Here is a 24,403-nt window from a genome sequence, read left to right as displayed (position 1 = left end):
GTGAGCTCTGCGCCAGAAAGACCATGCGATGATGTGTGCGGGTTGAATCCGTTTTCGAGCGAGTCTGATGGCAATGCGGCGGATTTCCTGGATTGACCAACGGATCAGTGGCGGCGTGGATATGTTTTGGCTTTTGCCGGGGGGCGCCGTTTCGTTTTTTTGGGCGGTGGCGGGTTAGCGCGATGTCGGATCGCGGCCATCATGGCGAAGGCGAGCATCACCAGGGACACGTGACGGTGCCAGCCATGCCAGGATCTGCTCTCGTTGTGATCGAGCCCGAACTCGTTTTTCGCGGTTTCAAAGCTGTCCTCGATCGCCCATCGATGGCCTTCGACCGCCACCAGCGTTTCGATGGATGTTCCCGCTGGACACCAGGTGGTGAAGAAGGCGAGGTCATCATCGGCGATGCGACGACGGATCAGCAGACCTCGTGTCCAAAGACCATGATTTGCGCTGTAAAATTCTTCGACCTCGAGATCGGCCAATTCGAGATAGCACCAATCGTGCAGCCGCGGTCCTTTGGTTCCGGCCCCTGCCGACAGGCGTTTCCAATCGGACGCGCGCCGCGTCCGAGCGATGTCCGCGGCCTTGCCGGCGACCGATCGCCGCTTGCCCCAGGATTGAAATACATGAGCGCTGCTGACCCCGAGCACGTAGCCTTTGCCTGCCCGGCGTAATTGCTGTTCGATATCGCCAACACCGTAGACAGTATCACCGGCAACCCACTTGAATGGTACAGACGCGGCTATGGCGCGTGCGATCATGCTCGTTGCAAGCTTTGGCTTGGTCGCAAAGCCGGCACCGGGAGGCACATATGCGGCTTCCAGACGATCTGGATCGTCGGTCCATTCCTTCGGAAGATACAGCGCGCGATCGATGAACGCATGACCGTGGCGCGACACGTAGGCGGCGAAGACGCCGATCTGGCAGTTCGTGATCTTGCCGGCGGAACCAGTGTATTGCCGCGCCACTCCGCACGATGCCTTGCCCTGCTTGAGAAAGCCGGTCTCGTCGATCACGAGCACCGCATCGTCATCCGCCAGGTGCTCAATGACATAGTCCCGGACGATGTCGCGCAGGGCATCAGCGTCCCAATCCCTGCGACCCAGGATCGCCTGTTGCCGCCAAGGACCGGGATCGCCAGCTGCCTCCGCGCGCATCCAACCGGTCTTGCGTTGCGTCATCTCCGAGCAGGCTTTCCAGAAACAAGCCTGCATTCCTCGCAACACGATCTTGATTGAACAACGGACGTATCCGTTGCTTGATCTCACGAAGCGACGCCGCCCACAGCGCAAGCGTCTCTTCAATCGACGCTGGCCGCGTCCACGATCTTCGAATCATGGTTGCCCATGGATTCAGAAAACTGCATAAAAGGCAACTGTAGTGTTAGAGTCTGTCCGGGATCATGCTGTTTTTTGACAGAGCTTTCTGAGCATGAGGCGGATTGAGGCAAGGCGCAAGAACGCCAAGGCCTTTCGGTTGAGGCACTCCCAATCCTTGGCCAAGCGGCGACAGCGATTGAGCCAGGCGATGGTGCGCTCGACGATCCATCGCTTGGGCAAGACCGCAAAGCCCTTTGCTGTATCGGAACGCTTGACGATTTCCACGTCGATTTGCCGGAGGATTTTGCGAACGGCGGACTGAAAGATCGGCCCCTGATAGCCGCCGTCGGCATAGAGCTTCAGCAGGAATGGATGCAGGCCAAACAGCGTGGCCATCACCAACACCCCGCCGTCTCGATCCTGGATGTCCGCCGAATGTACAAGGGCGTGGAGCAATAAGCCCTGGGTATCGACTAGGATGTGGCGCTTCTTGCCCTTGATCTTCTTTCCCGCATCGTAGCCATGCGGGTCAATCCACGCCCCCCTTTTTCCGCGCTCTTGACGCTTTGACTGTCGATGATGGCGGCGCTCGGGCTGGGTTCTCGGTTGGCCAACTCCCGACATTGTACATAGAGCGCGTGATGGATGCGATCGAGCGTGCCGTCCCAAGTCCACAAGTCAAAATAACCGTGCACCGTGCTGCGCGGCGGCAGATCCTTCGGGATCGCTCGCCATTGGCAACCGCTGCTCAGCACATACATCAGACCATTGACCACCTCACGCACATCCACCGTGCGCTTGTTGCCGCCTCGCTTGGCTGACGCAATCAGCGGCTCCACCAACGCCCATTCCTCATCGGTCAAATCGCTGGGATAGCGTAGCCGGCTGCGGTCGTAACGACCGCGGTTCTCTTTCGTCCACATCGGCGCTCCTTCAGATTCGGACCGCCTCCCTTGAATCACAAATGATTCCGATGATTCAACATGTTTTCGGACAGACACTTAGTCTTACTGAGTCAGAAAAGGGTCTGATTCAAAAGGTCGCGGGCGAGGTCCTGTGAGAATCAGTTAGCGGTTGAGATTCAGGCATCGGCAACGGGGGCAGATATGGATCTCCGGACATCAGACGGCAGTGAATCGCGATTTTCGGCTTTTGTCGAGGGACTTGTGAGCGTGATCGGACATGCGGACCGGGCCCGGCCGTTGTTTGATTATTGCATCGGCTTAATCATGCCGGGGGAGCGTAAAAGCGTTGAGCCGATGGCAGCGGTGACGGCACCTGATCGGACGGCGGCGCAGCATCAGTCGCTGCTGCACTTCGTCGGCCAATCGCCTTGGTCTGACGAGGGTGTTTTGGCCAAAGTGGGTGAGATGGTACTGCCGGCGATAGAGCGCCATGGACCGATCGAAGCGTGGATCATCGATGACACCGGTTTTCCCAAGAAGGGAGCGCATTCGGTCGGTGTGGCGCGTCAATATTGCGGGCAGCTCGGCAAGCAGGATAACTGCCAAGTCGCGGTGTCCCTGTCGCTTGCCAATCATCACGCCAGTCTGCCGGCGATGTATCGTCTCTATCTGCCGCAGGAATGGGCGGCAGATAAGAAACGTCGGCGCAAAGCGGGCGTGCCCGAGGAGATCAGCTTTAAGACCAAGCCAGAGATCGCGCTTGAGCAGATCGAAGCGACCTGCAGAGCCGGGCTTGCTCGCGGTGTGGTGCTGATGGATGCCGGATATGGCTGCAACACGGACCTGCGGACCAGCATCAGCGCGTTGGGGTTGACCTATGTGGCCGGTATCTTGCCAAACACCACGGTGTGGACATCCGACACGGCGCCGCTGCCGCCGAAAAAATGGTCGGGCAAAGGGCGACCACCAAAGCTGCTGCGCCGCGATCACAAGCATCAACCGATTTCGGTCAAGGAGCTTGCTCTTTGCCTTCCTAAGCGGGTCTGGCGCACGATCAAGTGGCGAGAGGGTGCGGCCGAGCAGCTATCGTCGCGCTTCGCTCGCGCGCGCGTTTGCGTCGCGCATCGAGATTACCAGCTCACCGAAAGCCGACCGGAAGAATGGCTTTTGATCGAATGGCCAGAAGGTGAGGACGAGCCGACCAAATACTGGCTTTCAACGTTGCCGGAAACGATCACTTTCGGAAGGCTAGTCGATCTAACCAAGCTGCGATGGCGCATCGAGCGCGATTATCAGGATCTCAAACAAGAGGTTGGGCTCGGGCATTTCGAAGGGCGAGGTTGGCGTGGCTTCCACCACCACGCTACGCTGTGCATCGCGGCCTACGGATTCCTGGTCTCCGAGAGGGAGACGATTCCCCCCTCGGGATCTCGTTCCACCAGGCCGTTCAAGAAACTTGCGGTTTCCAACGGTTACCGACCCAGAGGCTCCGCCACTGCGACCCGAACGTCACATCCCGAACTCGATTGCGACGATGCGGCGAAGACTGATCGTTGCCATCGCCCGGAACCTCTCACGCTGTCCCTGTTGCATTCGGCAATCGCAGCGTCTTCTTTTGTGACGCAGTAAGATTAGAGCGTACCTTGGTCAAGACTGTGAGCCGGTCAGCGATTGCTCGCCATTGCGGTGTCTTGTCTAGATAGGCGTCGGTGATCGCATTCCGCCGATCGAGCCAGTCTGTCACTTCTTGCGAGCATGGGCACTCTAACCAGCGATAAGGATCGCTAACCACGACTCCGTGATAGGTCTCGGCCACCATCTCCCGCTTCGTTTCCGGATAGGAGAAACTGTCTGCAGCGATGGCTTCGATTGGCGCCAACCCAAACAGGATGGCGCCTACCAGGCTGTAGTTGACGCGCTGTAACATTCGCCCCTCCAAAGGTATTTGCTATCCGATTCTTTCATAGGCAGGCTGACTCTTGCCATGAGCATCGCATTCTTTGGCGCACCGCGTTCACCCCAAGGCGTCATCCCAAACTTGAATCCGTAGTTCACGGCGGAGTTCGTGCTGTATCGGCTGTCCAGGGAAAGGTTCTAGGTCGTTCATCACCTGTATATCTGGCCGAACTGTGAATACGAAAATCTCACTGCCAACTAACTCGTATGAAGCAGCTACGTCGCGAAAGCTGATAAGCGCTGCATGAAAAGCTTATCAGTCCACCGTCCAACGGAATCACTCGATCTCGTGAATGGGCTAATCGGAAGACCTATTCGGTCGGAACTGTTGCTAGTAGCGTGATCAACCGTTCAACGCGTATCGCCTTGTTAAGGCGGTCGCATCGGCCGTCTGAAAGTTTTTCGAAAGCGAGGTGGTGGATGCCGACGACGTTGCCCTCTTCGTCGAGGACTGGTGCTCCCGAGCTCCCAGCCGCCGTATCACAGCGATGCGCAAAATCACGTTTGAGGTCTATGGTCGACACTTCGGCCACCTCGGTCGTCAGTGCTGAACAGCCGCGGGAAACTTTTTTCGATTCGGACGCCGGATGTTGGATGATCGCAAGTGGCGCGCTCGTATCCTCCAGCGGCTTGAGCGGCAATGCCTTTGGCGGGGCCTCGCCTTCGTTCTTTGCGCGCAACTCGAGTACGGCAAGATCGTCGGTATCCGAGCGCACAACAACCCTCTCACAAAAGTAATCTCTACTGATGGCGTCACCATCCCAGGAAAAGTCCACCGTCGAGTTCGTGCAGACTTGCGCGTTCCAGCGACCGCCCAGTGCGCCCGTCCGATGGCCGCAGTGATCATTGGTGACAAAATAGACCTTGCTGTCGCTACGGACCACAAATCCGGAGCAGGTCCAGAGGGTGCTTCCATTGATGGAATCGCCATCGCTCCCGATGAACATCCCAACTGACTCCGCCTTGCGTCGCAAGAATGATGAGACCGAACTTTCGGCGTAAACGTCAACCCAGCTTTCCTTCGCACCCTGAATTGAGTAATAGGGGTTCTCCGCTGACTTCAGCACAACGGTGTACCTAATCGTCTCCGCTAGCTTTACGTTTGGCGCTCCGTCGGATTCCAATGAAATCGCGCCGTCATTGACAAAAAGCCGGTCGGTCCAGAATGTCGTTCCCGCGGGCTGCGATTTCCCGGCAATACTCTGCAGCGGTCGGCCGGCGCGATCGCGGACTACTAGGTTCCAGTTCGGATCGTTGCTTGTTGCGCGCAGCAATATGCGAAGATACCGCGTATTAGGTGTTTCGCTAAGCTTGAGCTGCTGCAACGGCTTGAGCTCGTTTGCCCATAGCTTTTGATCGCCGAAGTTGGTCATCATGCTCGTGTGCTCGCCACAGGGCGACGCAGAGGCGGGGGCGAATATCAACTCGCAAAAAAGAACCGCCGCGAGGCCAATACGTGCCACCGCAATCATGACCCGCACGCCTTGACTGACACCTTTGCATCGCTAAGACCGACAACTAATCCGTCGATTTGGTCAAGCCTCAGGGGATCCGACAGCGTGCCATCGTCGTATCTTACGCGCAACAGGGGATCGTTGTCGTACAATACCCCTGGCCCCGTGGGGGTGACCTCGGCGGCCAACTGAATTCGCGGCTCGCGCAAAAAGTACCACTCGTCGGGCGCGTCCTTCTTGACGTGGCGGTAGATCTGCCTAATCCGATCACTGGGAAACACACCATCGTGAACGGGATCTTCATTATCAGGCTGCTTCAGGACCAACTTGTCGCGGCACCACTGTAGCTCCCTGGCTTTCCGAATCGTCTTCTCGTGAACGGTGATCCAATGGAAGCGCGGATCAAGCAGCGCAGCTTTAGCATTGATGATCCCGGTCGTAACCTTCTCGGTGAGGCCGGGGTTGACGATTGGCTTTGACGTGGTTTGGAGGCGAATTTTGAGCATCTTTCCATTCTTGTAGGCATCGGGATAACAGCTGGCCATGGCGGCCGCCAATCCACCAACCATAGCGGCCGCCTGCGAGGTGCCATAGGTCTGCGAATACTCCGTCGCGGTGGCCGGTGCGGGGATACTATCCATGGCACTCCCGCCAGGAGCGGCCACATTGACGAGGTTGCGTGAATAGTTCGCCCAGCTCGAAATGGTCACGTCGTCCGTCAGACAGTCCTCACAAGAGGTCACGACCAGAACATTAGACGTGTCGCCAAGATTCATCGGTGAACTCGGCGTATTGAAATCGATGTTCTTTCCATATGGATCTCTTTGCCCGGCAGCGACGACCCAGAGATTGTCCGAACTAAGAATCTCAGGAATGAAGGGCGGACGCTCCCGCCGGAGCCGAGGATCTGAGAGTTCTGGATCGAGGTCCTGAATGTTATTGAATTTACTTGCAAATACAAAAATAATTGTCCTGCTATTACGAAACTGGCTTTTCTCTCGGATCGTTTTGACAAGGGCGGAGCTTCCTATGCCGGGAGTACCGACTGACTTATCGTAATCGAAGCTCGTAAGCTTGGAATTGGGTGACAGGCCGACAAAGCTGTTGCTATTGTCCGCGCCAACCATGATTCCGGCCAGATGCGTGGCGTGATAATTTGTGTTCCACCAGACGTTGCTACAGAGCGGGATCGGCGAAGCTGGCATAGGCAGTCCCAGCGCCTTCGCGATGTCAGGATGCGGAGCAACCGCCTTGTCGACCAGTACTATCTCAGGACAACGGTCTCCCTCGACGCAGTTTGCGACGCATTTGTCGTTCTTGGCGTCGCCGTCCATTAGAAAATTCATGAAGGCAGGCTTGGGTAGCGAAGGCTCGTCTTTCGGCGTGATACACGCTTTATACCAACTTTGTTGCGCGTTGCTGCTGAAGGGCGACTTAGCGATCGGCTCCGCGGTTAATTTTGAAGCGCGAATATCCGAACGATTAATGACCGGATTGTAGCGCTCGACAGATTCGATCGCTGCGTTGTTGGCTCGCGAATCCGGCACCTCGATTGTCGCACGATAGCCCTTCATCTCGACTTGGGTCAGAGAACCATTGCGCCGTTCGGCGGTCTTTATCTGGGCCCACGGTCCGGTCGTCACCATCTTGAGGCGGTCCGCGTCACCTGGAACATTGCTGTCAAATGCTGCGGTCCAAGTAATATCGCCGACCGGAAGGTTCGGGTATTTAATCACCGATCCGTCAGGAAGTACTTTCGGAAGATCCGGGTTAAGCTTGTCGATCAGTGTCTGCATCGACGCGGCGCATAGTACGCCGCGCTCGCGAAACTTCAGCGCCCGCAGCACGGCATCACACGAGCCCTCTCCCGGTTGTAGCGTGACCTCGCCTATCGGTGCGACGTTCTTGTCAATCAGTTGAGATGCAACACGCGGCCAATCGTCTTGGGAAGTGCTGCATTTGGCGGCTTGGCTGGCCCGTCGCCACTCCTGGCGCAAACGGCAGAAAACACGCCGGTCATCGACGTCCACGCCCATCTCTTTAATGCCACCGATATTCCGGCGCGCAGTTTCCTGAGAATTGTCGTGCTCGATCACTACCCCGAGCAAGGCGTCGAAAGACTCCTGGACTTTGGCGCGCCGGACACGGTGGACTGGCTGATTTCATTGTTTGTCTGGGTTGTCGCCGGCCGCGCGCCAACAGCGAAGGCGGAAATTGCTTTTCTCTCCGGGAACGCCGCGCCTGATGCTGCGGCGGCCGATGTCAATGCTGCGGCGATGATTACCCAGCAGCGCCTCAAAACCTTCATGCAGCAGCTTCAGAGGCCAGGGACCGAGAACGAACTTGCGCCCGCAGATGCACTGCGACTGCCGCAACGCAAGTCGAAGGCCGGGCGGGAGCGTTTTAGCGCCGCCCTGAAAAAAGCAGCGGCGGGCGCTGCGCCGGATGGAAGCTCGCTGTCCGTGGACGATTATTCCGCCGCCACAGCTTTTGCGTCTATGACCGACGTTGGTGTGTATCTTCGCTGGTTCAACCTGTTTACGCTGTACCGGCACACCCTGGCCGAGCGACTGGCGCGAGCTTACGACGAACAGAATTTCAAACCCTTGTTGGTCGCTCCATCTATCGTGAACTATTCGCGATGGCTCAACGAAGACGTCACCTCTCCGCTCAATGACCAGGTCGAGGTCATGGGGATGGTTTCGAAGCGGTCGATCGGAGCGATGGTGCACGGCTACGTGGGCTACGATCCGCTCGCGCAAGTCTATTTTAGGCGGGGCCTTAGGCGCGAGACGGATCAGATTGCACTCGTCAAATCTGCCGTTGAGGATCATGGATTCATTGGTGTGAAGCTCTACCCGCCGATGGGCTTCAAGCCGCTACGAAACGCGCGCAGCCAGACTTATCCAAAGCCAATAATAGACGAGCTAGGTGTGGAGCCTCAACAGGTTGTCCTCGGTCAAGCCGAGGCGGCTGATGGGTGGTTTGGACTTTAGACTGCTGTGTGGTCGATGCCAGTTATATCGATGCAGCCAGATCGGCAGGTGCTGAGCCCGATGATCTGATGTGAGATAGGCTTGGGCATAGGCCCATTCGCGCAACGAGGTTTGGACGAAGCGCTCGGCCTTGCCGTTGGTTTTCGGCGTATAGGGCTTAGTGCGCAGGTGCTTGATTTTGAGCAGGCGCAATGCCTTAGGGTAACGACGGGATCGGAAGCTAGTGCCGTTGTCGGTCATGACACGATAGACTTTGACACCATGGGCCCTGAAGAAGCGCAACGCGTTAAAGAGAAAGCTCAGGCAGGATCGACGTTTTTCATCGGGCAAGATTTCCGAATAGGCGACGCGGGAATGGTCGTCGATTGCCAGGTGCAGATATTCCCAACCGACCCTGCGGCTCTTGCTTTGGCGATCGCCGGTGATGCGGTGGCCGACTTGCTCGAAACGGCCCAGCTTTTTGATATCGATGTGGATGATCTCGCCGGGGTGTTCGCGCTCGTACCGGCGCACCGGTTCGGCCGGCTCCAGTGCCGAGAGCTTGTTGATGCCGAGCCGCTGCAGGATGCGGCTGACGGTCGCCGGAGACACGCCGACCTCGGCCGCGATCTGCTTGCCGGTGTAGCGCTGGCGGCGCAAGGCCTCAACCACGGCGCATGTGGCGGGCGCCGTTTGGCTTGGCAATGAAAGAGGCCTGGAGGAGCGGTCGCGCAAACCATCGACACCGCCTGCGCGGAACCGTCCGACCCATTTGGCGACGGTCTTTGGCGTGGTGTTGAACTGGCGCGCGGCGGCCGCTTTGCTCAGTCCCGCTGCCACACTCCGCACCATGGCCTCTCGACCTTTCGGCGTCAGGGGAGCATTCTTATGGCTGTTCATCTGGTCTCTCCGTGGAACACTGAAGCTTCGCAACCTCAGCTTCCTCGGTTCGGACCAGATGGACAACCTCCTGAAAGCCCACAGCTAGGCGGTCGCTTGAGCGACGATCTCAACGCAGCCATGGAAGAGCTTTTCCAGCTTTGTACTGCATTAGACATCCCGATTCTGTCGCATGCCGCCGCTTCTAACGGAGCCGGGCCGCACTATTCCGATAGAGGTGACCCTGCCTTCTGGTTGCCAGCGCTTGTGAAATACCCAACGCTGCGGCTTTGCCTAGCGCATTTCGGCCGCTTCACCTATCGCTCGGCCGCCGCAGAGCAGGATTCATCGCTTCCCGAGAGCAGCTGGGAGTGGACACTTGGTCGGTACATGAAGAGCAACCGAGAAGGTCGACTCTTCGCTGACTTGAGCTATTTGACCGAAGCGCAGACATCAGACGCCGATAGCCGGCGCAAGCTGGGCCGGCAAATGCGGCAGTACATTTCCGAATTTGACCCGAAACTCGAACGGTTGCTCTACGGATCGGACTGGATCATGCTTGGGAAGGAACCGCGGAACGAAAGCTTCGCTACCGACATTGTCAGATTCCTGAAGTCGGAAGTCGGCTTGACACTGCCGACGATGGAGCGCGTCTTGCGTTCGAATGCCATTCGTTTTCTCGGACTTACACCTGGCAATGCCACACGTGCGCGACTCACTTCGTTCTACAAGCGCCATGACATGAATCCGCAGCGTCTCGAGGTTTTCGACGCAACGATCTAGCGCCTTGCCGGATCCGCGCTTAGCGAGATTGTTTTGGACAGCGAGTGCATCCTTCAAGTTCTTGTCGAGATCGAGCTTGAGTACGACCGGCAGCGTCGCTCGCTGAATCTCCAATGCCGTTTCCACTGTCAATTTCGGATAGGTGATCTCGATACCCTTTATATCGAGCGCGGACATCGCATCGTTCTCATGGAAATAGCATTTGCTGTGGGTACGCTTCTTCAGGAAGGCTGGGCTGCCGTAGATCATGATCGAATTTGGATCCACGTTTGACCAATCGTACGACCGCGATCGGCGTTACAAGAACAGTTCGGTCTCGAGTGGGGCAGAGCAGCGCGCGTTAGATGCAGTCGCCAACTGGCCGAACACCGACGGCCCACGATGGAAGCGCTCAATCACATCCGGCACTTGACAGCCATAAGCAGTGAGTTCTTCGTCGAGCAGTTGTTTATCAGGCGGCAGCGAGCGAGGAAATGGGCGTGGGCACTCGCCGTCACGCCAATGCACCCTATCAAAAACAAGCGCGCCAGGCTTCGAGTCGAGGACCGGTACATAATGGGCGTTCGTAGAACCCACGCCGGAAGCCAAGGTCCGCACAAAGGAGATGCCAGCGGCGGTCGGCAAGCGCCTATGAATGTCGATGCCGATCACTGATAAGCTTTGCGACCAAATCTTATCAGTCTGTGCTTGCATACCCAGATCGTCTGCAACGATATCCGTGGCGATGTTTCAACTAACGGACCGGAATTTAATATCTGGACCACGCCGAATCATTCCCGGACTGGCGGCGTTGGATTGTCCCGCGAACACGAAGATATCGCCAGAAGTCGGAGTGCTCGCGACGCCGTGAACCCCCGCCCCCGCCGGCACGATCGCGCCGAGCAACACGCCGAGCAAAATCGAGAGCTTGAGAAAACGCATTACAAATTCCTCAGTTGGGTTGAAGGAAGAGCTGCCGGCGCCCGTACATCTTTTGGACGATCAGGCAGCGCGCGAGGCTGCCACCGAGGCCTGCTCGAAGCGCCCCCAAAATGCGTTCAGCGTGGACTTACGAGCACAACGCGTTGTCGCTCCCGGCATCTGAAATACGGGCAAGTTGCCCTCGGCGATGAGCCTTTGGCACTTGTCGACCGGGATTTCCAAAAATCGCGCAATGTTCCGGGTCCCATAAAGCAAGTCGTTGTCAATCGGCACGGTAGACTCCTCGGTTCGAGTGAACTGCACACAATTGGCTGGATCAAACATCTCGGACAATTCGCGATGTAAAGCGTTGGCGATGCCATGGCGCTGGGGCACGGCCTGGCGATTGCGTCTAGCCTGCTCTCGAATGTCTCCCAGGTCGACCTTGTCGAAGGCTTCGAGCCACGCCAGGCCCTTAGAGGGCCATTCTGGATGCGCCAGCATGACGTCGCTGATCCCCATCAGAGTGAACTCGTTAACGTGTTCCGACCCACCCTCAGACTCCAGCAAGGTCCGCAAGAGCATGATCAGATGTCCCTCGCCATGCCCCCGGTAGATCGCGTGAAGCGTCGCGCCTGCCGTCGTTTGCCCCGGACCAGGCTTCTTGTTTGTCGGCAGAATCTCCAGCCCGAGTTCGGCGCAGATCTTCGGGACCCGGGGCGAACGAATGGCGGGTGCTTTACCCCTCTTCGCTTGTGACGCCTCAATCAAGCTATGCCTCCCATTAAACTGCGAGCGGCCCGCACGAGAGCGGAAATCTCACGTCGTCGGGCGATTGCCTCGGCAGAGTAGAAGCCGTGCTTAAGCGCGTTTTGATTGCCCTTTGGCGCGCCTGGGGACAGCCCGCCGTGGATTCTGCAACGGCCGTTGGGCATCGCCGGCGACCGGCAGGGCCTCCCGCCCCGCGTCCGCGCGCCACACCGCGGGCTGAGATGCATCGGTAATTCCATATGGTTGATCCTTCAATTTCGCCCTGCCCCCATCCCCGGGGCTTTCGACGACTCCGACCACTGCCTGCCCGCCGGAATGAACGTGGACGTGCTCGACCACGACCTTCTGCTGCCCTTTCCCACGATGACGATTGAGCGCTTCCAACAGCGTGGCGAAGGTCCGGGAAAGCTTGTTTGCCTGACTTAAAGCTTCCGACCGCCCAACAAATGGTTGCTCGGGCAGCATTGCTCGTCGATGGCACTCCATCGCCGCGTTGTGGGCTCCGATCATCTGGGCTGCGAGCATGCCTTCAAACTCGTCCTTGGGCCCGATGCAAATCAGAGCGGTCAAAACCCCATCGGCCTGACTCGCAGCCAACTTCTGATCGGTGCTTTTCCAAAGCGTCCGGATTGCCTGATTGGCGATGATGTCGTTCCAATCATCGGCCTTAGAGCCCCCGAGTTGCTGCAGGGCCCCCTTCAGCGACTTCGGGATATCAATAATTACGGTCGCCGGCGCTGCAGTAGCCTCGTCCGTAACAGCTGGTACTTTGGGATTCGTCCCCGTTTGGTCTCCAGTCGGTCCAGGCGATCGGCGAGCGCTAGGATCATGGAACGGTTTTGCTGTTCTGGCGTCGACCGCTCCCATTCACTGACGTAGCTGAGCATTTTGTTGGCGCGTGCTTCTAGCTCAGTTGCCAACTCAGCCGCCTCAGCATTTGCTGCGTCATAGTCTGCGACGGTCGCTGGACTCTTGTCCTTATCCCACTTCGGCATGCCGATAGGATCCAACAATTCAGCGTCAACGCCGTTGATCGCGTGCAGCCTGCGATTCTTGGCCAAGGTCGCCTGCCCCTCCGTGATTGTCTGCCAAGCCCGATGCGCGCGTTGTCGGGTATGATGCAGCCGCGTGGCGGCTTCCGAAATTGGCTGCGCAGCTCTCGCGGCGGCCTGATCTGTTTCCGCCTGGGCGGCGCGCTTCTGCAGTTGGATGATGTCGTGAGAATTGAATCCGCCAATCTCTATGCTGGGGCCATAATGCTGCCGAACTCGGGCAACCATGGCTTCATATTCGCGTTTCTGCATCGGTTTAGTTCCTTGATCCGTTAAGCGCCATTCGCGCAATCATCGTCATTGCTCCGCTGATAAACTCGCCCTCTGCGCCGCTCAGTAGCCGCAGCACCGTCAAGCGCAGCAAGTCTGGCAACCAGGCCTTTGAAGCGATTGCAGCGGTCATCTCGCGTTCAACGGCTTGCACCCTTTCCGGGTCCACATCGGTCGCAGCGATTTCCTGCTCTGTAAGCCTCGGGGGAGCGACACCGACCTGTGCGACCTCTAACAGCGCGTCAATGAAGCCGCTTTCCATTTCGCCCAGGTTGCCCAACATCGCCGCCAGGACATGGGCCAGAAACATGTGAGACGTTGGCTGGCGGGAGACCTCTACCGCCTCCCTGAAGTGTTGCCGGCCGCGCCGGTAGTCGGTCTTGGGGTCGCCCGTGGGTCCGGAATCCAGTAGTGTACCGCCGGAAAAGGTGATCCGGGGGCGCGGATATCCTTCACAAACGACGGAAGCTCGCTTATTTGTGTGTCACCGATACGCGGAGGCTTGTTGTCAATCATGACCGCTCTATTTCTCTGCGCTTTGGGTGCGCTCGTTTGGTTCGTCGTAATTCGATGGCTCTATTTAGGCGTGGGTATCGCCCATTTATTTGGGTAGCTCTCTGCACGGCGGGTCGGCGCGTTAAGTTTTATCTGGAGTGGTTCTCATTCGTTCGACGCCGACGACGCACGGAAGAGTTTATTTCCCTCGCGGATAGCCTTAGGCGCGATCGTGTCCAAGAGCCGGTTGAGCGGAACCTGATCTCCGGTAGCTGATAGAATTTCCGCCAGCCGATTGTTGCGTGCGATATCGGCCCGCCGTCCAATCCCTTGAACCATTCGATTGACTAGCGCGTGAGCCCCAAGCGCCGCGGCGCCCGCGTGCCCAATTTCAGGAAGGCCGGCCGCCATCCCGGCGCCCTCCGCAAGAATCGGCGGAAGGTACTGGCTGAAGGAAGCCGGCCCGTCGCTGCGTAGACGCCGGTATCGCAGTTGGCCCCGGCGGGACATGCGATACGTATGATCGGTCGAAATATCCATCGCCGCCGCGGCCCCAAGAATTTGACTACTGCCGCCGTCGGGCGGCAGTCGTGATCAAACCAGTCTCCGCCAACAGTCTCCACAAAACGGGAATATCCGCGGACAAGGCCGGAGACTTTCGGCGATTTCCACATCAAGGTGGGCGAACCGGGAGTCTGGAGACGAAATCGAATGCGCGAAAAGCCGGGATTTACGGCCCATTGTCGCGGTTCTTGGGGAGCCTGGCCGACCGCCAGAATGGCTGGCTGGCGCCGCAGTGCTAATCGCACCCGTCTCCACGCAAATTCCCTGGTATCAGGGAATTTTACAGGGAATTTTGCGATTCTGGGGCTTAGAGATACGATTGAGTACTAAGAAACCGCTGCGCTGCAGCCACTTCTCCTGAAATTCCCTACCCGGATTATCAGGGAAAATAATTTGAAGAACAAGGAATTTTAAAACGGTATCAGGGATTTTCGGTAAGCGTCCATTTCTCACACACTTGTCTCTTTAAGGTTCGGACGCGATCTGTTCTCACCGACAAATTTTAAAAGTGAGGACGACGAGATGTCCGACAAATTCCGAACCCGTGAGCGTTACGGCGAGGCTTTCTGGCGCAAGCACCATGAGACGTGGCAGCAGAGTGCGTTGAATCAGCGGGAGTATTGCGAGGCACACGGGATTCCGCTGAAGGCTTTCGGCAACTGGCGAGCGAGGTTCAAAGCCGAGCCGCAGCCACCGGTCCGCAAACTGCTCTACCGGCGCCGGGGCTTAAGTCATACCCTTGGTCATAGCGTTAGTCATAGCCTTAGTCATATGACTTACGACCTCCCAGGCCCGATCGTGCCGCCGGCCCGCGAGGGCCGCAGGCGGACGTTTAGCGAGGTCGATAAACGCCGGATCGTCGAGGAGACGGGGCGCCCGGGCGCCAGCCTGTCGGAGGTAGCGCGCAGCTATGGGATCGCGGCGCGTGTCCTGTTCCGTTGGAAGCAGGACCTGACTCAGGTGGCACCGCTGTTCGTGGCGGTAGAGATTGTGGATGCGACCCCGCCCACCGAGGAGCACACATCATGACGCTGCTTCCTGCGGGCGTGAAGGTGCACCTGGCCTTCGGCTATATCGACATGCGCAAGGGCATCAATGGCCTCGCGATGCTGGTCCAGGGCGTGCTGCGGCAGGATCCCTTCTCGGGCCATCTCTTCGTGTTCCGGGGTCGGAAGGCCAACCTCATCAAAATTGTGTTCTGGGATGGCACCGGCCTTTGCCTCTTCACCAAGCGGCTCGAGCACGGCGTATTCCTCTGGCCGTCGAACGTCGACCCGGGTGGGACGCTGATGCTGAACTCGGCGCAGTTGTCGATGCTGATTGACGGCGTCGACTGGCGCGCACCCGAGCGGCAGTGGCGACCGGCTGTGGCGGGATGATCACTGCGGCCGATTGACTCACGGGCATGTTGTTCGGTGAGGAAGCGCGCGAGTCGGCGTAAACTTCCGGCTCATGGACATCGATCTTGCCGCCTTGCCAGATGATGTAGAGACGCTGCAGCGGATCGTCCGGACGCTCGCGACCGAACGCGCCAGCCTCACCGAAGCGCAGGCGGAGATCGAACGCCTCCGGCTCATCGTTCAGAGGCTACAGCGCAGCCAATTTGGTCGGCGTGCCGAACGGCTGGATGACGACCAGTTGCAATTCGGTTTTGAAGACCTCCACGCCGATATCGCGCGGGTCGAAGCCACGCTTCCATCAACGACGGTCAAGACGCCGAGATCGCGGCCCGATCGACCAAGCCTGCCGGCCCATCTGCCCCGCGAGGACATGCGGCTCGATCTCGAGCATCAAGCGTGCCCGTGCTGCGGCGGTGAACTGCATGTGATCGGCGAGACCGTCAGCGAGATGCTCGATCATGTGCCCGCGCGGCTTCGAGTCATCCGCATCTGCCGGCCGCGCTATGGCTGCCGGGCCTGCGGGACTATTCATCAGGCGCCCGCCCCGGAGCGTCCGATTGCCAAGGGCCTCGCCAGTCCCGGTCTTCTCGCCCATGTCCTGGTCGCCAAATACTGCGATCACCTTCCGCTTTACAGGCAGAGCCAAATCTTCGCCCGGCACGGCGTCGAGATCGACCGCTCGACCCTGGCGAACTGGGTGGGCGGCACTTGTTGGTGGCTGGAGCCGCTGCAGGCCCGCCTCGCAGCCCATGTGTTTGGATCGACCAAGCTGTTTGCTGACGACACGCCGATCCCGGTGCTCGATCCCGGCCGCGGCCGCACCAAGACCGGTCGGTTGTGGGTCTATGCGCGCGACGATCGACCATGGTCCGGGCCCGAACCGCCGGCCGCCGTCTACTTCTACAGTCCGGATCGCAAGGCAGAGCGTCCTGCCGCTCATCTCCAGGACTTCCGTGGTGTGCTGCAAGTCGACGGCTATGCTGGCTTCGAGCGGCTGACCGCGCCGGGCGACATCGTGCTGGCAGCGTGCTGGGCCCACGCACGACGCAAGTTCTACGACCTGCACGAAGCGACCGGTTCACCGATCGCCGCCGAGGCCTTGCGGCGGATCGCCGAACTCTATGCGATCGAGGGTTCGATCCGGGGCCGCACGGCAGAGCAACGTCGCCATGTGCGTAACACCCGCGCCCGGCCACTCATCGACATGATGAAGCCCTGGCTCGAGATGGAGCTTGGCCGCGTTCCACCCGCCGGCCCCCTCGCCGAGGCCATTCGTTATGCGCTGGCGCGCTGGCCAGCCCTCACCCGATTCCTCGACGACGGCCGCATCGAACTCGACAATAACCCGGTCGAGCGCGCCATCCGGCCCATCGCGCTCGGGCGCAAGAACCATCTGTTCGCCGGATCCGACGGCGGCGCGGCCCGCTGGGCAGTCGTCGCTTCGCTGCTAGCCAGCCGCAAAGCTCAATAACGTCGAGCCGTTCGCCTACCTCAAGGACGTGTTGGAACGCATGTCCAACGGCCATCCGATGACCAAGCTCGGCGAGCTCCTCCCCTGGAATTGGACCCCGTCAAAAGCTAAAGTCTGACCGACGTGTAAGAAATGGACGCTTACGATTTTCGGATTGAGTTCAAGAATGTTATTTTGCTCAACTTTCCAGATGCGTAAAGGCTGAAATCAGAACTACTGCACGGCCACAGGAAACTCGACCTTGCATCGCAACCCAGCCGGTATTTTGTTGTTGGGATTTGGAAGCAGCAAGCGTATCCCGAACGTACCACTTCGTGAGTCAATCACCGGATCGATCAGTTCCACCGTCGCAGTGTATCGGCCTCCCACCGGCTGCTCCCCGGCGACAATTGCTTTCATCCCAATTTTGACGATGTCATAAAGCGCTATCGGAACGAAAACCTCGACGTTCAGCGGATCGATCTGCGCGATTGTCATGATAGGCGCCTGTTCGTAAGCGTACTCGCCTCCGACCAGGCTGCGCTCGGCAACAACGCCGTCGATCGGACTTATAATAGTTCGTTGCCTCAGAACCTCAGAAGCCCGCGCAACATCGAGACCTGCGATTCTTAAATTGGATTGCGCTTCCCGGAGCTCTTGGCCCGCAACCGCAAAGTCGGATTCAACTTCCTCCATTGTCGCCGCGGTCGCGATGCTTTTCTCGCTGAGCGTGCGAGTGCGCTCGCGCTTTTTCGTCAAGAACAGAACCCGCGCCTCGCGCGATTTCACGCCCGCGTCGCTCTCTGCCCTCGCTTCGGCCAGGTCGAGCTGGGCTTTTTCGACACCAGATTCGAGCTGCGCTAGAAGGTCCCCCTTGTGAATAATGCTACCGCGATCGACCGGCACGTCCTTTAATACGCCAGCGACCGGGGTTGCGAGTTTGATTTTCAATCGGGGCTCCAAAAGGCAATCAAAGGCACGCCCCTCGCTCAAACAGGTGCCCGCGTTAACGATGACGAAAACGCAACTGAGCAAGGCAATAGAGCTGGCCCTCAGCTGTCGCATCCGCGTGCAATGCAGCAACTTAGGCATCTTTCACCCCCAGCCAGCACCGTTTGATGCAATTTTCTCGTAATCAGGATTGATCCTGCCTTCGAATGAAACTAGAATTCCAGCAATATAATATTAGAATTTCATCAAATATAACAATTGTCTAGTGGTAGGTCCTTGGCAGCATCCGAGCAAATTGTTGAGCCCCAGGTTGGCCCATTGGCGGCCAATTCGAAGTTAGATTCGGGCTTATGGGACTCGCTCTCAGGGGCCCGGGATGCCGCCGAATTCTGTCGCGCTTGGCTAGGTCTTCAATGCGGAATGATCTCCGGTGCGGTAGTCGGACTATTGTTGCTGGATGATGGCGACGGGCACTTTTCGACAGCAGCGGTATGGCCCGATGCTCGCCGCGATCTCGCCTACCTCACCGAAGCCGCAGAACAAGCTCTCTCGCGACGGACAAGCTTTGTAAATCAGCCCGCTGCGGGAAAAACCATACACGTTAGCCAACCCATCCAGTTGGCTGGGCGCATCAAGGGCGTAGTAATCATCGATGTGGTCCGAGCCACAACGGATATTGCAGTGGTAATTCGCCAGCTGCAGTGGGGCACTGGCTGGCTTGAGGTGCTGTTTGGACGACAACAGATTGAGCAAGACGCGGTTAACTTGACCCGGACCAATTTCGCAGTTCAGGTACTGGTGGAAGCTCACGAACACAGTTCGTTTCGTCCCTCGACCTTGTCCGTCGCAAACGAGCTTGCCAGCCGATTAAACTGTAATCGTGTCAGCATTGGCTTTTGGAATGGCCAAAATATTCGTCTGTCGGCGATTTCTCACTCTGCAGTATTCAACGAGCGGAGCCATATCGTTGCCGCCATTGAAAACGCCATGGAGGAAGCAGCCGATCAAAATGCCTCCGTGGCGGTACCTGCTTGCCCGAGGACCGAACGGCGTATCGCACTAGCACATGAAGACCTTGCCAAACGCACCGGCGCCAGGGCACTGGCGTCCGTTGTGATGACCCAAGGGAACCAATGCATCGGGGTGGTGCTGCTCGAACGTGATCGCGGCGATGCCTTTGACAATCAGACGATAGAACTTCTTGAAGCGGTCGCAGCTTTGGTTGGACCGGAGCTTCATACCAAATCCGAGGCTGATAGGCTGATCACCGGGCGAGCCGTTCATGCCGTGAGCTCGGGCGTTGAGGCTCTATTCGGCCCTCGGCATCCGGCGCTGAAGATCGCTGCTGTTGCTGTTGCTGCGATTGTGGCCTATTTGGCCTTTGCCCAAGCGGATTTTCGTATCTCGGCCAAGGCCGTGGTGGAAGGCGCCGTTCAGCGCGCCACGGTGGCGCCTTTTGATGGCTACATTGCAACCGCACCCATTCGTGCTGGCGACATCGTCGCAGAAGGTCAGATCATGGCCAGCCTCGACGGCCGCGAACTCAAGTTGGAGGCGGCTCGCTGGAAGAGCGAATATGACCAGCAGCTGCTCAAATATAGCGACGCTATGGCAAAACATGATCGATCTGCGGCGCTGGTCGTATCAGCGGCGCTGGAACAATCCCAAGCTCAGCTGTCACTGATTGAAGACAAGCTTACTCGGTCGGCAATCGCCGCTCCCTTTCAAGGGGTAGTGGTTTCCGGCGATCTTAGTCAAATGCTCGGCTCTCCCATTGAAAAGGGCAAAGTCCTCTTCGAGATAGCTCCTCTGGAATCGTTCCGTGTCATTTTGCAAGTTGATGAACGTGACATTGCTCATCTGGCCGAAGGCCAATCCGGCATCCTCGTTCTAACCGGACTTTCAACGCAGTCGCTTCCGGTTAGCGTGAAGAAAATCACACCGATCGCGACGGCGGCAGAAGGCCGCAACTATTTCCGGGTTGAAGCTGACGTGCAGGGAGCACAGCTTCAACTGCGACCGGGAATGGAAGGTATTGGGAAAATCACCATTGACCGACGCTCGTTGATTGCAATCTGGACGCGTTCACTGGTCGACTGGATGCGGATCACACTTTGGAAATGGTCGCTATAGGTTATCGATGAAAGAGACATTTCTCGACAGCTCTTGGCACCGAATCAGCGGCCTGAAGCCCAGCCTGCGGTGCCATCTTAATGTCCATCGCCACAGATATCGGGGTGCTTCCTGGTACGTTGCGGAGGACACCGCTTCCGGTCGCGTTCATCGCTTTACCCCGGCCGTTTATCTTCTGCTCGGGCAAATGAACGGCTACCGAACCGTTCATGAAATATGGACCTACGTCGTCGAACAACTCGGCGACGATGCGCCAACGCAGGGAGAGGTGGTTCGGCTGCTGTCCCAACTCCACGGCATGGATCTGTTGCAGACCGACATCGCGCCCAATCCGGTTGAGATGACGGAGCGCTTTTCCAAGCATAGCAAAGCCCGCCGGCGGAGCAGTCTGGGAAATCCACTCGCGATAAAGTTGCCGGGGTGGGATCCCGATCATTTTCTCGAGCTTTCCGAACCGTTGATTCGTTTCATCTTCACGAAGTTGGGCGCGGCAATATGGCTTTTTGCGACCATCCCTGCACTGGTCTTGGTTGCGATGCACTGGGGCGACTTGACTGACAATATTGCGGATCGCGTATTCGCCGTGGAAAGCCTTGTGCTGGCCGCGTTGGTGTTTCCTATCCTGAAGCTCTTTCATGAACTTGGGCACGCATATGCAACCAAGACGGCCGGAGGGGAGGTCCACGAATTAGGCGTGATGTTCCTTGTGTTCGCGCCGATACCTTATGTCGATGCTTCGGCGTCTATCGCTTTTCGAAGCAAATGGAAGCGAGCGCTGGTTGGCGCGGCCGGGATGCTCACCGAGCTGTTCATTGCGGCGCTGGCGACTTTCTTGTGGCTGCTCGTCGAGCCCGGTCTGGTCCGCTCCATCGCCTTTCAGGTCATGCTGATTGCGGGAATTTCCACTGTTGTCTTCAATGCCAATCCGCTGCTCCGCTTCGACGGTTACTACATTCTTTGTGATCTCGCGGAAATGCCGAATCTGGCATCGCGTTCGACGCGTTATTGGGGTTGGTTGGTTGAACGATATCTGTTCGGCAATGATCACGATCCGCCCATGGTTCAACCCGGCGAGCGGTTATGGCTGTTTGCCTATGCGCCGTTGGCATTTGCATATCGCGGGTTCGTACTGTTCGGGATTTCCATTTTCGTCGCCTCAAGCTTCTTCGTGATCGGCGTTTTGATCGCGATTTGGGGAATTGCGATGTTCCTCGCACTGCCGATCTGGAAAGCCCTGAAATATGTCCTGACCAGCCCGCGGACAGAAAGGCATCGGCTGCGGGCGGCTTCGATCACGTTTGGCGGCAGCGCCCTCATTATTTCGGGTCTATTTCTTGTGCCCGTTCCACTTCATACTGTTGCCGAGGGGGTCATCTGGCTGCCCGAAGAAAGCTACGTCCGGGCGGCCGACACCGGGTTCGTGAAGCAGATTTCCATGCAGCCTAGCGCCCATGTATTTACCGGCGATTTGTTGGTCGAAGCCGAAGAACCAGATCTTGCCGTCCAGTTGCGCGTCCTGAAGTCGCAATTGGCCGGGTTGCGACAAAGATTGGTATCTGAGCAATTCACGGATCGTGTTCAGGCCGATATCACCCGGCAGGAAGTCACTCTCAAGGAAACCAATCTGGCTCGCGCTGTGGAGCGCAGCGACGCCTTACGCATCCGCAGCGGGTTTGACGGCGTTTTTCTTGCGCCGGCTGCTCAGGATCTGCCAGGCCGCTATGCTAAGCGTGGCGAAGTCCTGGGATACGTCCTGTTCCAGCAGTCGCGGATCGCCCGGGTGGTGGTCGCGCAAGACGACATCGACCTCGTTCGAAACAAGTTAGTCGATGTCGCGGTCCGATTAACCCATCGGTCTTCCGAAACCTATCATGCCGCGCTTCTACGCGAGGTCCCCTCTGCCTCCGATCGGCTTCCGAGCCAGGCGTTTACCGAAACTGGCGGCGGCCGGTTTGTGGTCGATCCTCGTGACCGAGGTCAGATGAAGACGCTGCAGCGGACATTTCAGTTTGATCTGGAGCTGGCACCGGAAGCAGCCAACGCGAATTTCGGCAGCCGCGTGCTAGTTCGCTTTGATCATGGCCGCGAACCGCTGGCTTGGCAGTGGCATCGGCGGCTTCGTCAGTTGTTCCTGTCGCGTTTCGAAACCTGATCGCGATGGCGTTCCGCAAAACCAACGTTCCGAGCGGGCGTAGCCCCTACCCGGAACGAGGTGACGAAAAGCTGAACTCCCTGGATCTCGCGCTCACGCAGCTGTTTGCACGCGTTTCTTCCAAGTTCGAGCGCCACGCCGCAAGGCTTTCGTCCCAGGCGTCCCTCGTCGATGACTATGCGCCTTTGTTTGCCACCTCAAGCGATGAGGATCTCACCCACGCCGCCCAACAAATGCGCGGGCCCTTGCTACGCCACGGCTTTCGCCCGGATTTGACGGCACAAGGCCTAGCTCTTGTCAGCGAGGCGATATGGCGGAAGTCGAAGCTGCGTCCCCATCGGGTTCAGCTCTTGGGTGCCATGGCCTTGCTGGAAGGCCGGTTCATCGAGATGGAAACTGGAGAGGGCAAAACCCTGACCGGCGCCCTCGCCGCGGCCACCGCTGCGCTTGCCGGCAAACCGGTCCACGTGATCACCGTTAACGATTATCTCGCGGCCCGTGATGCCGAAGAGCTGAGGCCCGTTTATGAGGTGCTCGGTCTAACCGTCGGAGTGATCCAGCACGGCCAGGACGCGGCGACGCGGCGCGCGGCCTATGCCTGCGACGTGGCCTATGCGGTCAACAAGGAACTCGCATTTGACTACCTCCGCGACGGGCTGGCCCTTGGTTCTCACCGCAGTTACGCGCACAAAGTGATTGGCCAACTCAGCGCCGGCGAAACGACACCACCGCTGCTGCTAAGAGGACTTTGGTTTGCGATAGTTGACGAAGCCGACAGCATCCTGATCGATGAAGCCCGGACACCTCTTATCATATCGGGGATTGAAAGCGATCCCGACCAAACTGCGATGTATTCGAGCGCATTGAATTTTGCCCGCCAGCTGCAACCCGTTACTGATTTCGTCATTTCATCAAATGACCGCAGCGTCAAAATCACACCTCCGGGCTTAACAAAATTGAAGCGGCTGGTTGATGGATTTGGCGGGATTTGGCGGGCTCGCGCAGCCCGCGAGGATCTCGTAACCCACGCCTTGAGCGCTTTGCACCTCTACCAACGTGATCAACAGTACGTGGTCCTGGACGGCAAGATCCAAATCATCGATGAGTTCACCGGGCGCATTGCCGAGGGCCGTTCGTGGCAGCACGGGCTGCATCAAATCATCGAGGCCAAGGAGCAATGCGAGATCACGCATCGCCACCAAACCCAGGCCAGCATTACCTATCAGCGGTTCTTTCGGCGATACATTCATCTTTCTGGCATGTCGGGAACGCTCGCGGAGGTTGCCCCTGAACTTCGGGTTGTTTACGGCACGCCGGTCGCACGCATCCCGACCAACCGACCCAGTCTTCGAACTTCGCGAGGCATCCGGCTTTTTCCAACAGCTAAGCAGAAATGGAGGGCCGTGGTCGAAACGGTAGTGTACCATCAAAGGTTGCAACGACCGATTCTGATCGGGACCCGTTCCATCGCCACCTCAGAGTTGTTGTCCGGAATGCTGGCCGCCGAGCACATTGAGCATGTCGTGCTTAATGCGCATCATGATCGCGATGAAGCCGCCATCATCGCGCAGGCTGGCGAACCGGGGCGTGTCACGGTCGCCACCAATATGGCCGGGCGAGGAACGGACATTAAGTTGGGTTCTGGTGTCGCCGCACTCGGTGGCCTCCACGTTATCCTTACGGAATTTCATGAGGCCGCGCGAATCGACCGGCAACTGATCGGTCGTGGTGGACGTCAGGGCGATCCCGGGACCTACGAGGTAATCGCGTCACTTGAGGATGAGCTGATATGCATGTTTGCTCGAAGGCTGAAAAACTTCGTCAGCCGCTCGTTGGCCAATGATGATGCACCGCTTCCCCGGCATTTGGTGGGGGTGGTCCGGTGGCAAGCGCAAAGCCGTGCGCAGCGGCTCCACTCGCGAACGAGACGGCAGACCCTTCGGAACCAAGATCAGCGCGACAAGGCGCTCGCCTTCGCCAAACCCGAATGA

General features: G+C 58.1%; 20 protein-coding genes and 4 pseudogenes. 9 read left to right on the top strand and 15 right to left on the bottom strand.

Annotated elements, in window-relative coordinates; all coding sequences use genetic code 11:
- Nucleotides 1-104: 104 nt before the first annotated feature.
- Nucleotides 105-1,341 (bottom strand): annotated as a pseudogene (locus tag V1289_RS25435) (IS701 family transposase).
- Between the two features lie 62 nt (nt 1,342-1,403).
- Nucleotides 1,404-2,245 (bottom strand): annotated as a pseudogene (locus V1289_RS25430) (IS5 family transposase).
- A 183-nt stretch (nt 2,246-2,428) separates the two neighbouring features.
- Here V1289_RS25430 and V1289_RS25425 point away from each other — a divergent pair.
- Nucleotides 2,429-3,856: an IS701 family transposase gene (locus tag V1289_RS25425; RefSeq protein ID WP_442895986.1), complete on the top strand. Its 1,428-nt coding sequence runs from the start codon at nt 2,429-2,431 to the stop codon at nt 3,854-3,856.
- Here the strand turns inward: V1289_RS25425 and V1289_RS25420 are convergent.
- From V1289_RS25420 to V1289_RS25410, 3 genes are all read right to left on the bottom strand, one after another.
- Nucleotides 3,801-4,154: a hypothetical protein gene (locus V1289_RS25420; protein ID WP_334399809.1), complete on the bottom strand. Its 354-nt coding sequence runs from the start codon at nt 4,152-4,154 to the stop codon at nt 3,801-3,803. The two genes, V1289_RS25425 and V1289_RS25420, sit on opposite strands and share 56 nt — an antisense overlap.
- A gap of 340 nt (nt 4,155-4,494) precedes the next feature.
- Nucleotides 4,495-5,655 (bottom strand): trypsin-like serine peptidase, encoded by a 1,161-nt coding sequence (locus V1289_RS25415; RefSeq protein ID WP_334399807.1) that lies wholly within the window; start codon nt 5,653-5,655, stop codon nt 4,495-4,497.
- A complete protein-coding gene (locus V1289_RS25410; protein WP_334399805.1) occupies nt 5,652-7,745 on the bottom strand; it encodes a S8/S53 family peptidase in 2,094 nt (697 codons plus the stop codon). Before V1289_RS25410 ends, V1289_RS25415 begins: the two co-directional genes overlap by 4 nt.
- Between V1289_RS25410 and V1289_RS25405 the strand changes: the two genes are divergently transcribed.
- The gene (locus V1289_RS25405) at nt 7,722-8,633 is read left to right on the top strand and encodes a hypothetical protein (protein ID WP_334399803.1); all 912 of its coding nucleotides are present in this window, start codon (nt 7,722-7,724) and stop codon (nt 8,631-8,633) included. The two genes, V1289_RS25410 and V1289_RS25405, sit on opposite strands and share 24 nt — an antisense overlap.
- On the opposite strand, the gene V1289_RS25400 is transcribed toward V1289_RS25405, so the two are convergent.
- Complete coding sequence (locus V1289_RS25400) at nt 8,565-9,512, bottom strand: IS481 family transposase (RefSeq protein ID WP_334397941.1); 948 nt, start codon at nt 9,510-9,512, stop codon at nt 8,565-8,567. The two genes, V1289_RS25405 and V1289_RS25400, sit on opposite strands and share 69 nt — an antisense overlap.
- Here V1289_RS25400 and V1289_RS25395 point away from each other — a divergent pair.
- Nucleotides 9,501-10,274 (top strand): amidohydrolase family protein, encoded by a 774-nt coding sequence (locus tag V1289_RS25395; protein ID WP_334399801.1) that lies wholly within the window; start codon nt 9,501-9,503, stop codon nt 10,272-10,274. The genes V1289_RS25400 and V1289_RS25395 overlap by 12 nt on opposite strands.
- Before the next feature lie 297 nt (nt 10,275-10,571).
- Here the strand turns inward: V1289_RS25395 and V1289_RS25390 are convergent, their stop codons facing one another.
- From V1289_RS25390 to V1289_RS25360, 8 genes and pseudogenes are all read right to left on the bottom strand, one after another.
- On the bottom strand, nt 10,572-10,967 hold the full coding sequence (locus tag V1289_RS25390; RefSeq protein ID WP_334399799.1) for a hypothetical protein: 396 nt from the start codon (nt 10,965-10,967) through the stop codon (nt 10,572-10,574).
- Between the two features lie 36 nt (nt 10,968-11,003).
- Nucleotides 11,004-11,195 carry a hypothetical protein gene (locus V1289_RS25385; RefSeq protein WP_334399798.1) on the bottom strand — a complete coding sequence of 64 codons (192 nt, stop codon included), beginning with the start codon at nt 11,193-11,195 and terminating at the stop codon, nt 11,004-11,006.
- A gap of 60 nt (nt 11,196-11,255) precedes the next feature.
- Entirely contained in the window at nt 11,256-11,945 is a 690-nt protein-coding gene (locus V1289_RS25380; protein WP_334399796.1) for a hypothetical protein, read from the bottom strand.
- A pseudogene (locus tag V1289_RS25375) lies at nt 11,942-12,112 on the bottom strand (hypothetical protein); the annotation flags it as partial. The pseudogene V1289_RS25375 and the gene V1289_RS25380, both read right to left, overlap by 4 nt.
- Complete coding sequence (locus tag V1289_RS49830; protein ID WP_442896073.1) at nt 12,036-12,515, bottom strand: hypothetical protein; 480 nt, start codon at nt 12,513-12,515, stop codon at nt 12,036-12,038. The gene V1289_RS49830 and the pseudogene V1289_RS25375, both read right to left, overlap by 77 nt.
- Nucleotides 12,516-12,667: 152 nt before the next feature.
- Nucleotides 12,668-13,249 carry a hypothetical protein gene (locus tag V1289_RS25370; RefSeq protein WP_334399794.1) on the bottom strand — a complete coding sequence of 194 codons (582 nt, stop codon included), beginning with the start codon at nt 13,247-13,249 and terminating at the stop codon, nt 12,668-12,670.
- A gap of 4 nt (nt 13,250-13,253) precedes the next feature.
- Complete coding sequence (locus V1289_RS25365; RefSeq protein ID WP_334399792.1) at nt 13,254-13,577, bottom strand: hypothetical protein; 324 nt, start codon at nt 13,575-13,577, stop codon at nt 13,254-13,256.
- A gap of 350 nt (nt 13,578-13,927) precedes the next feature.
- Complete coding sequence (locus V1289_RS25360; protein ID WP_334399790.1) at nt 13,928-14,173, bottom strand: hypothetical protein; 246 nt, start codon at nt 14,171-14,173, stop codon at nt 13,928-13,930.
- 675 nt (nt 14,174-14,848) lie between these two features.
- Between V1289_RS25360 and tnpA the strand changes: the two genes are divergently transcribed.
- From tnpA to tnpC, 3 genes and pseudogenes are all read left to right on the top strand, one after another.
- Entirely contained in the window at nt 14,849-15,355 is a 507-nt protein-coding gene (gene tnpA, locus V1289_RS25355; protein ID WP_334398838.1) for an IS66 family insertion sequence element accessory protein TnpA, read from the top strand.
- Nucleotides 15,352-15,705, top strand: coding sequence for an IS66 family insertion sequence element accessory protein TnpB (tnpB, locus tag V1289_RS25350; RefSeq protein WP_334398837.1), 354 nt, complete (start codon nt 15,352-15,354; stop codon nt 15,703-15,705). The genes tnpA and tnpB overlap by 4 nt, the downstream gene beginning before the upstream one ends.
- Nucleotides 15,706-15,778: 73 nt before the next feature.
- Nucleotides 15,779-17,315: pseudogene (gene tnpC / locus V1289_RS25345) on the top strand (IS66 family transposase).
- Nucleotides 17,316-17,410: 95 nt separating this feature from the next.
- Here the strand turns inward: tnpC and V1289_RS25340 are convergent.
- On the bottom strand, nt 17,411-18,241 hold the full coding sequence (locus V1289_RS25340; protein ID WP_334407674.1) for an efflux RND transporter periplasmic adaptor subunit: 831 nt from the start codon (nt 18,239-18,241) through the stop codon (nt 17,411-17,413).
- Nucleotides 18,242-18,577: 336 nt separating this feature from the next.
- Here V1289_RS25340 and V1289_RS25335 point away from each other — a divergent pair, with 336 nt between their 5' ends.
- The 3 genes from V1289_RS25335 to V1289_RS25325 are packed head-to-tail and all read left to right on the top strand — an operon-like array spanning nt 18,578 to nt 24,403.
- Nucleotides 18,578-20,260 (top strand): HlyD family efflux transporter periplasmic adaptor subunit, encoded by a 1,683-nt coding sequence (locus tag V1289_RS25335; RefSeq protein WP_334399788.1) that lies wholly within the window; start codon nt 18,578-18,580, stop codon nt 20,258-20,260.
- A gap of 7 nt (nt 20,261-20,267) precedes the next feature.
- The gene (locus V1289_RS25330; RefSeq protein ID WP_334399786.1) at nt 20,268-22,412 is read left to right on the top strand and encodes a peptidase M50; all 2,145 of its coding nucleotides are present in this window, start codon (nt 20,268-20,270) and stop codon (nt 22,410-22,412) included.
- Nucleotides 22,364-24,403 (top strand): preprotein translocase subunit SecA, encoded by a 2,040-nt coding sequence (locus V1289_RS25325; RefSeq protein ID WP_334407673.1) that lies wholly within the window; start codon nt 22,364-22,366, stop codon nt 24,401-24,403. Before V1289_RS25330 ends, V1289_RS25325 begins: the two co-directional genes overlap by 49 nt.

Origin of the sequence: Bradyrhizobium sp. AZCC 2289, from assembly GCF_036924615.1 — a bacterium.
Taxonomy (GTDB): domain Bacteria; phylum Pseudomonadota; class Alphaproteobacteria; order Rhizobiales; family Xanthobacteraceae; genus Bradyrhizobium.
Note: the sequence above shows the minus strand (reverse complement) of the source record. Positions and strands in the feature narration are given on the sequence as shown.

Excerpts from the sequence above, each read along its gene's own strand:
- V1289_RS25425 (WP_442895986.1), top strand. The coding sequence starts at position 2,429 with ATGGATCTCCGGACATCAGACGGCAGTGAATCGCGATTTTCGGCTTTT.
- V1289_RS25420 (WP_334399809.1), bottom strand. The coding sequence starts at position 4,154 with ATGTTACAGCGCGTCAACTACAGCCTGGTAGGCGCCATCCTGTTTGGG.
- V1289_RS25415 (WP_334399807.1), bottom strand. The coding sequence starts at position 5,655 with ATGATTGCGGTGGCACGTATTGGCCTCGCGGCGGTTCTTTTTTGCGAG.
- V1289_RS25395 (WP_334399801.1), top strand. The coding sequence starts at position 9,501 with ATGGCTGTTCATCTGGTCTCTCCGTGGAACACTGAAGCTTCGCAACCT.
- V1289_RS25400 (WP_334397941.1), bottom strand. The coding sequence starts at position 9,512 with ATGAACAGCCATAAGAATGCTCCCCTGACGCCGAAAGGTCGAGAGGCC.
- V1289_RS25390 (WP_334399799.1), bottom strand. The coding sequence starts at position 10,967 with ATGCAAGCACAGACTGATAAGATTTGGTCGCAAAGCTTATCAGTGATC.
- V1289_RS25385 (WP_334399798.1), bottom strand. The coding sequence starts at position 11,195 with ATGCGTTTTCTCAAGCTCTCGATTTTGCTCGGCGTGTTGCTCGGCGCG.
- V1289_RS25370 (WP_334399794.1), bottom strand. The coding sequence starts at position 13,249 with ATGCAGAAACGCGAATATGAAGCCATGGTTGCCCGAGTTCGGCAGCAT.
- V1289_RS25365 (WP_334399792.1), bottom strand. The coding sequence starts at position 13,577 with ATGTTTCTGGCCCATGTCCTGGCGGCGATGTTGGGCAACCTGGGCGAA.
- V1289_RS25360 (WP_334399790.1), bottom strand. The coding sequence starts at position 14,173 with ATGGCGGCCGGCCTTCCTGAAATTGGGCACGCGGGCGCCGCGGCGCTT.
- tnpA (WP_334398838.1), top strand. The coding sequence starts at position 14,849 with ATGTCCGACAAATTCCGAACCCGTGAGCGTTACGGCGAGGCTTTCTGG.
- tnpB (WP_334398837.1), top strand. The coding sequence starts at position 15,352 with ATGACGCTGCTTCCTGCGGGCGTGAAGGTGCACCTGGCCTTCGGCTAT.
- V1289_RS25340 (WP_334407674.1), bottom strand. The coding sequence starts at position 18,241 with ATGCGACAGCTGAGGGCCAGCTCTATTGCCTTGCTCAGTTGCGTTTTC.
- V1289_RS25330 (WP_334399786.1), top strand. The coding sequence starts at position 20,268 with ATGAAAGAGACATTTCTCGACAGCTCTTGGCACCGAATCAGCGGCCTG.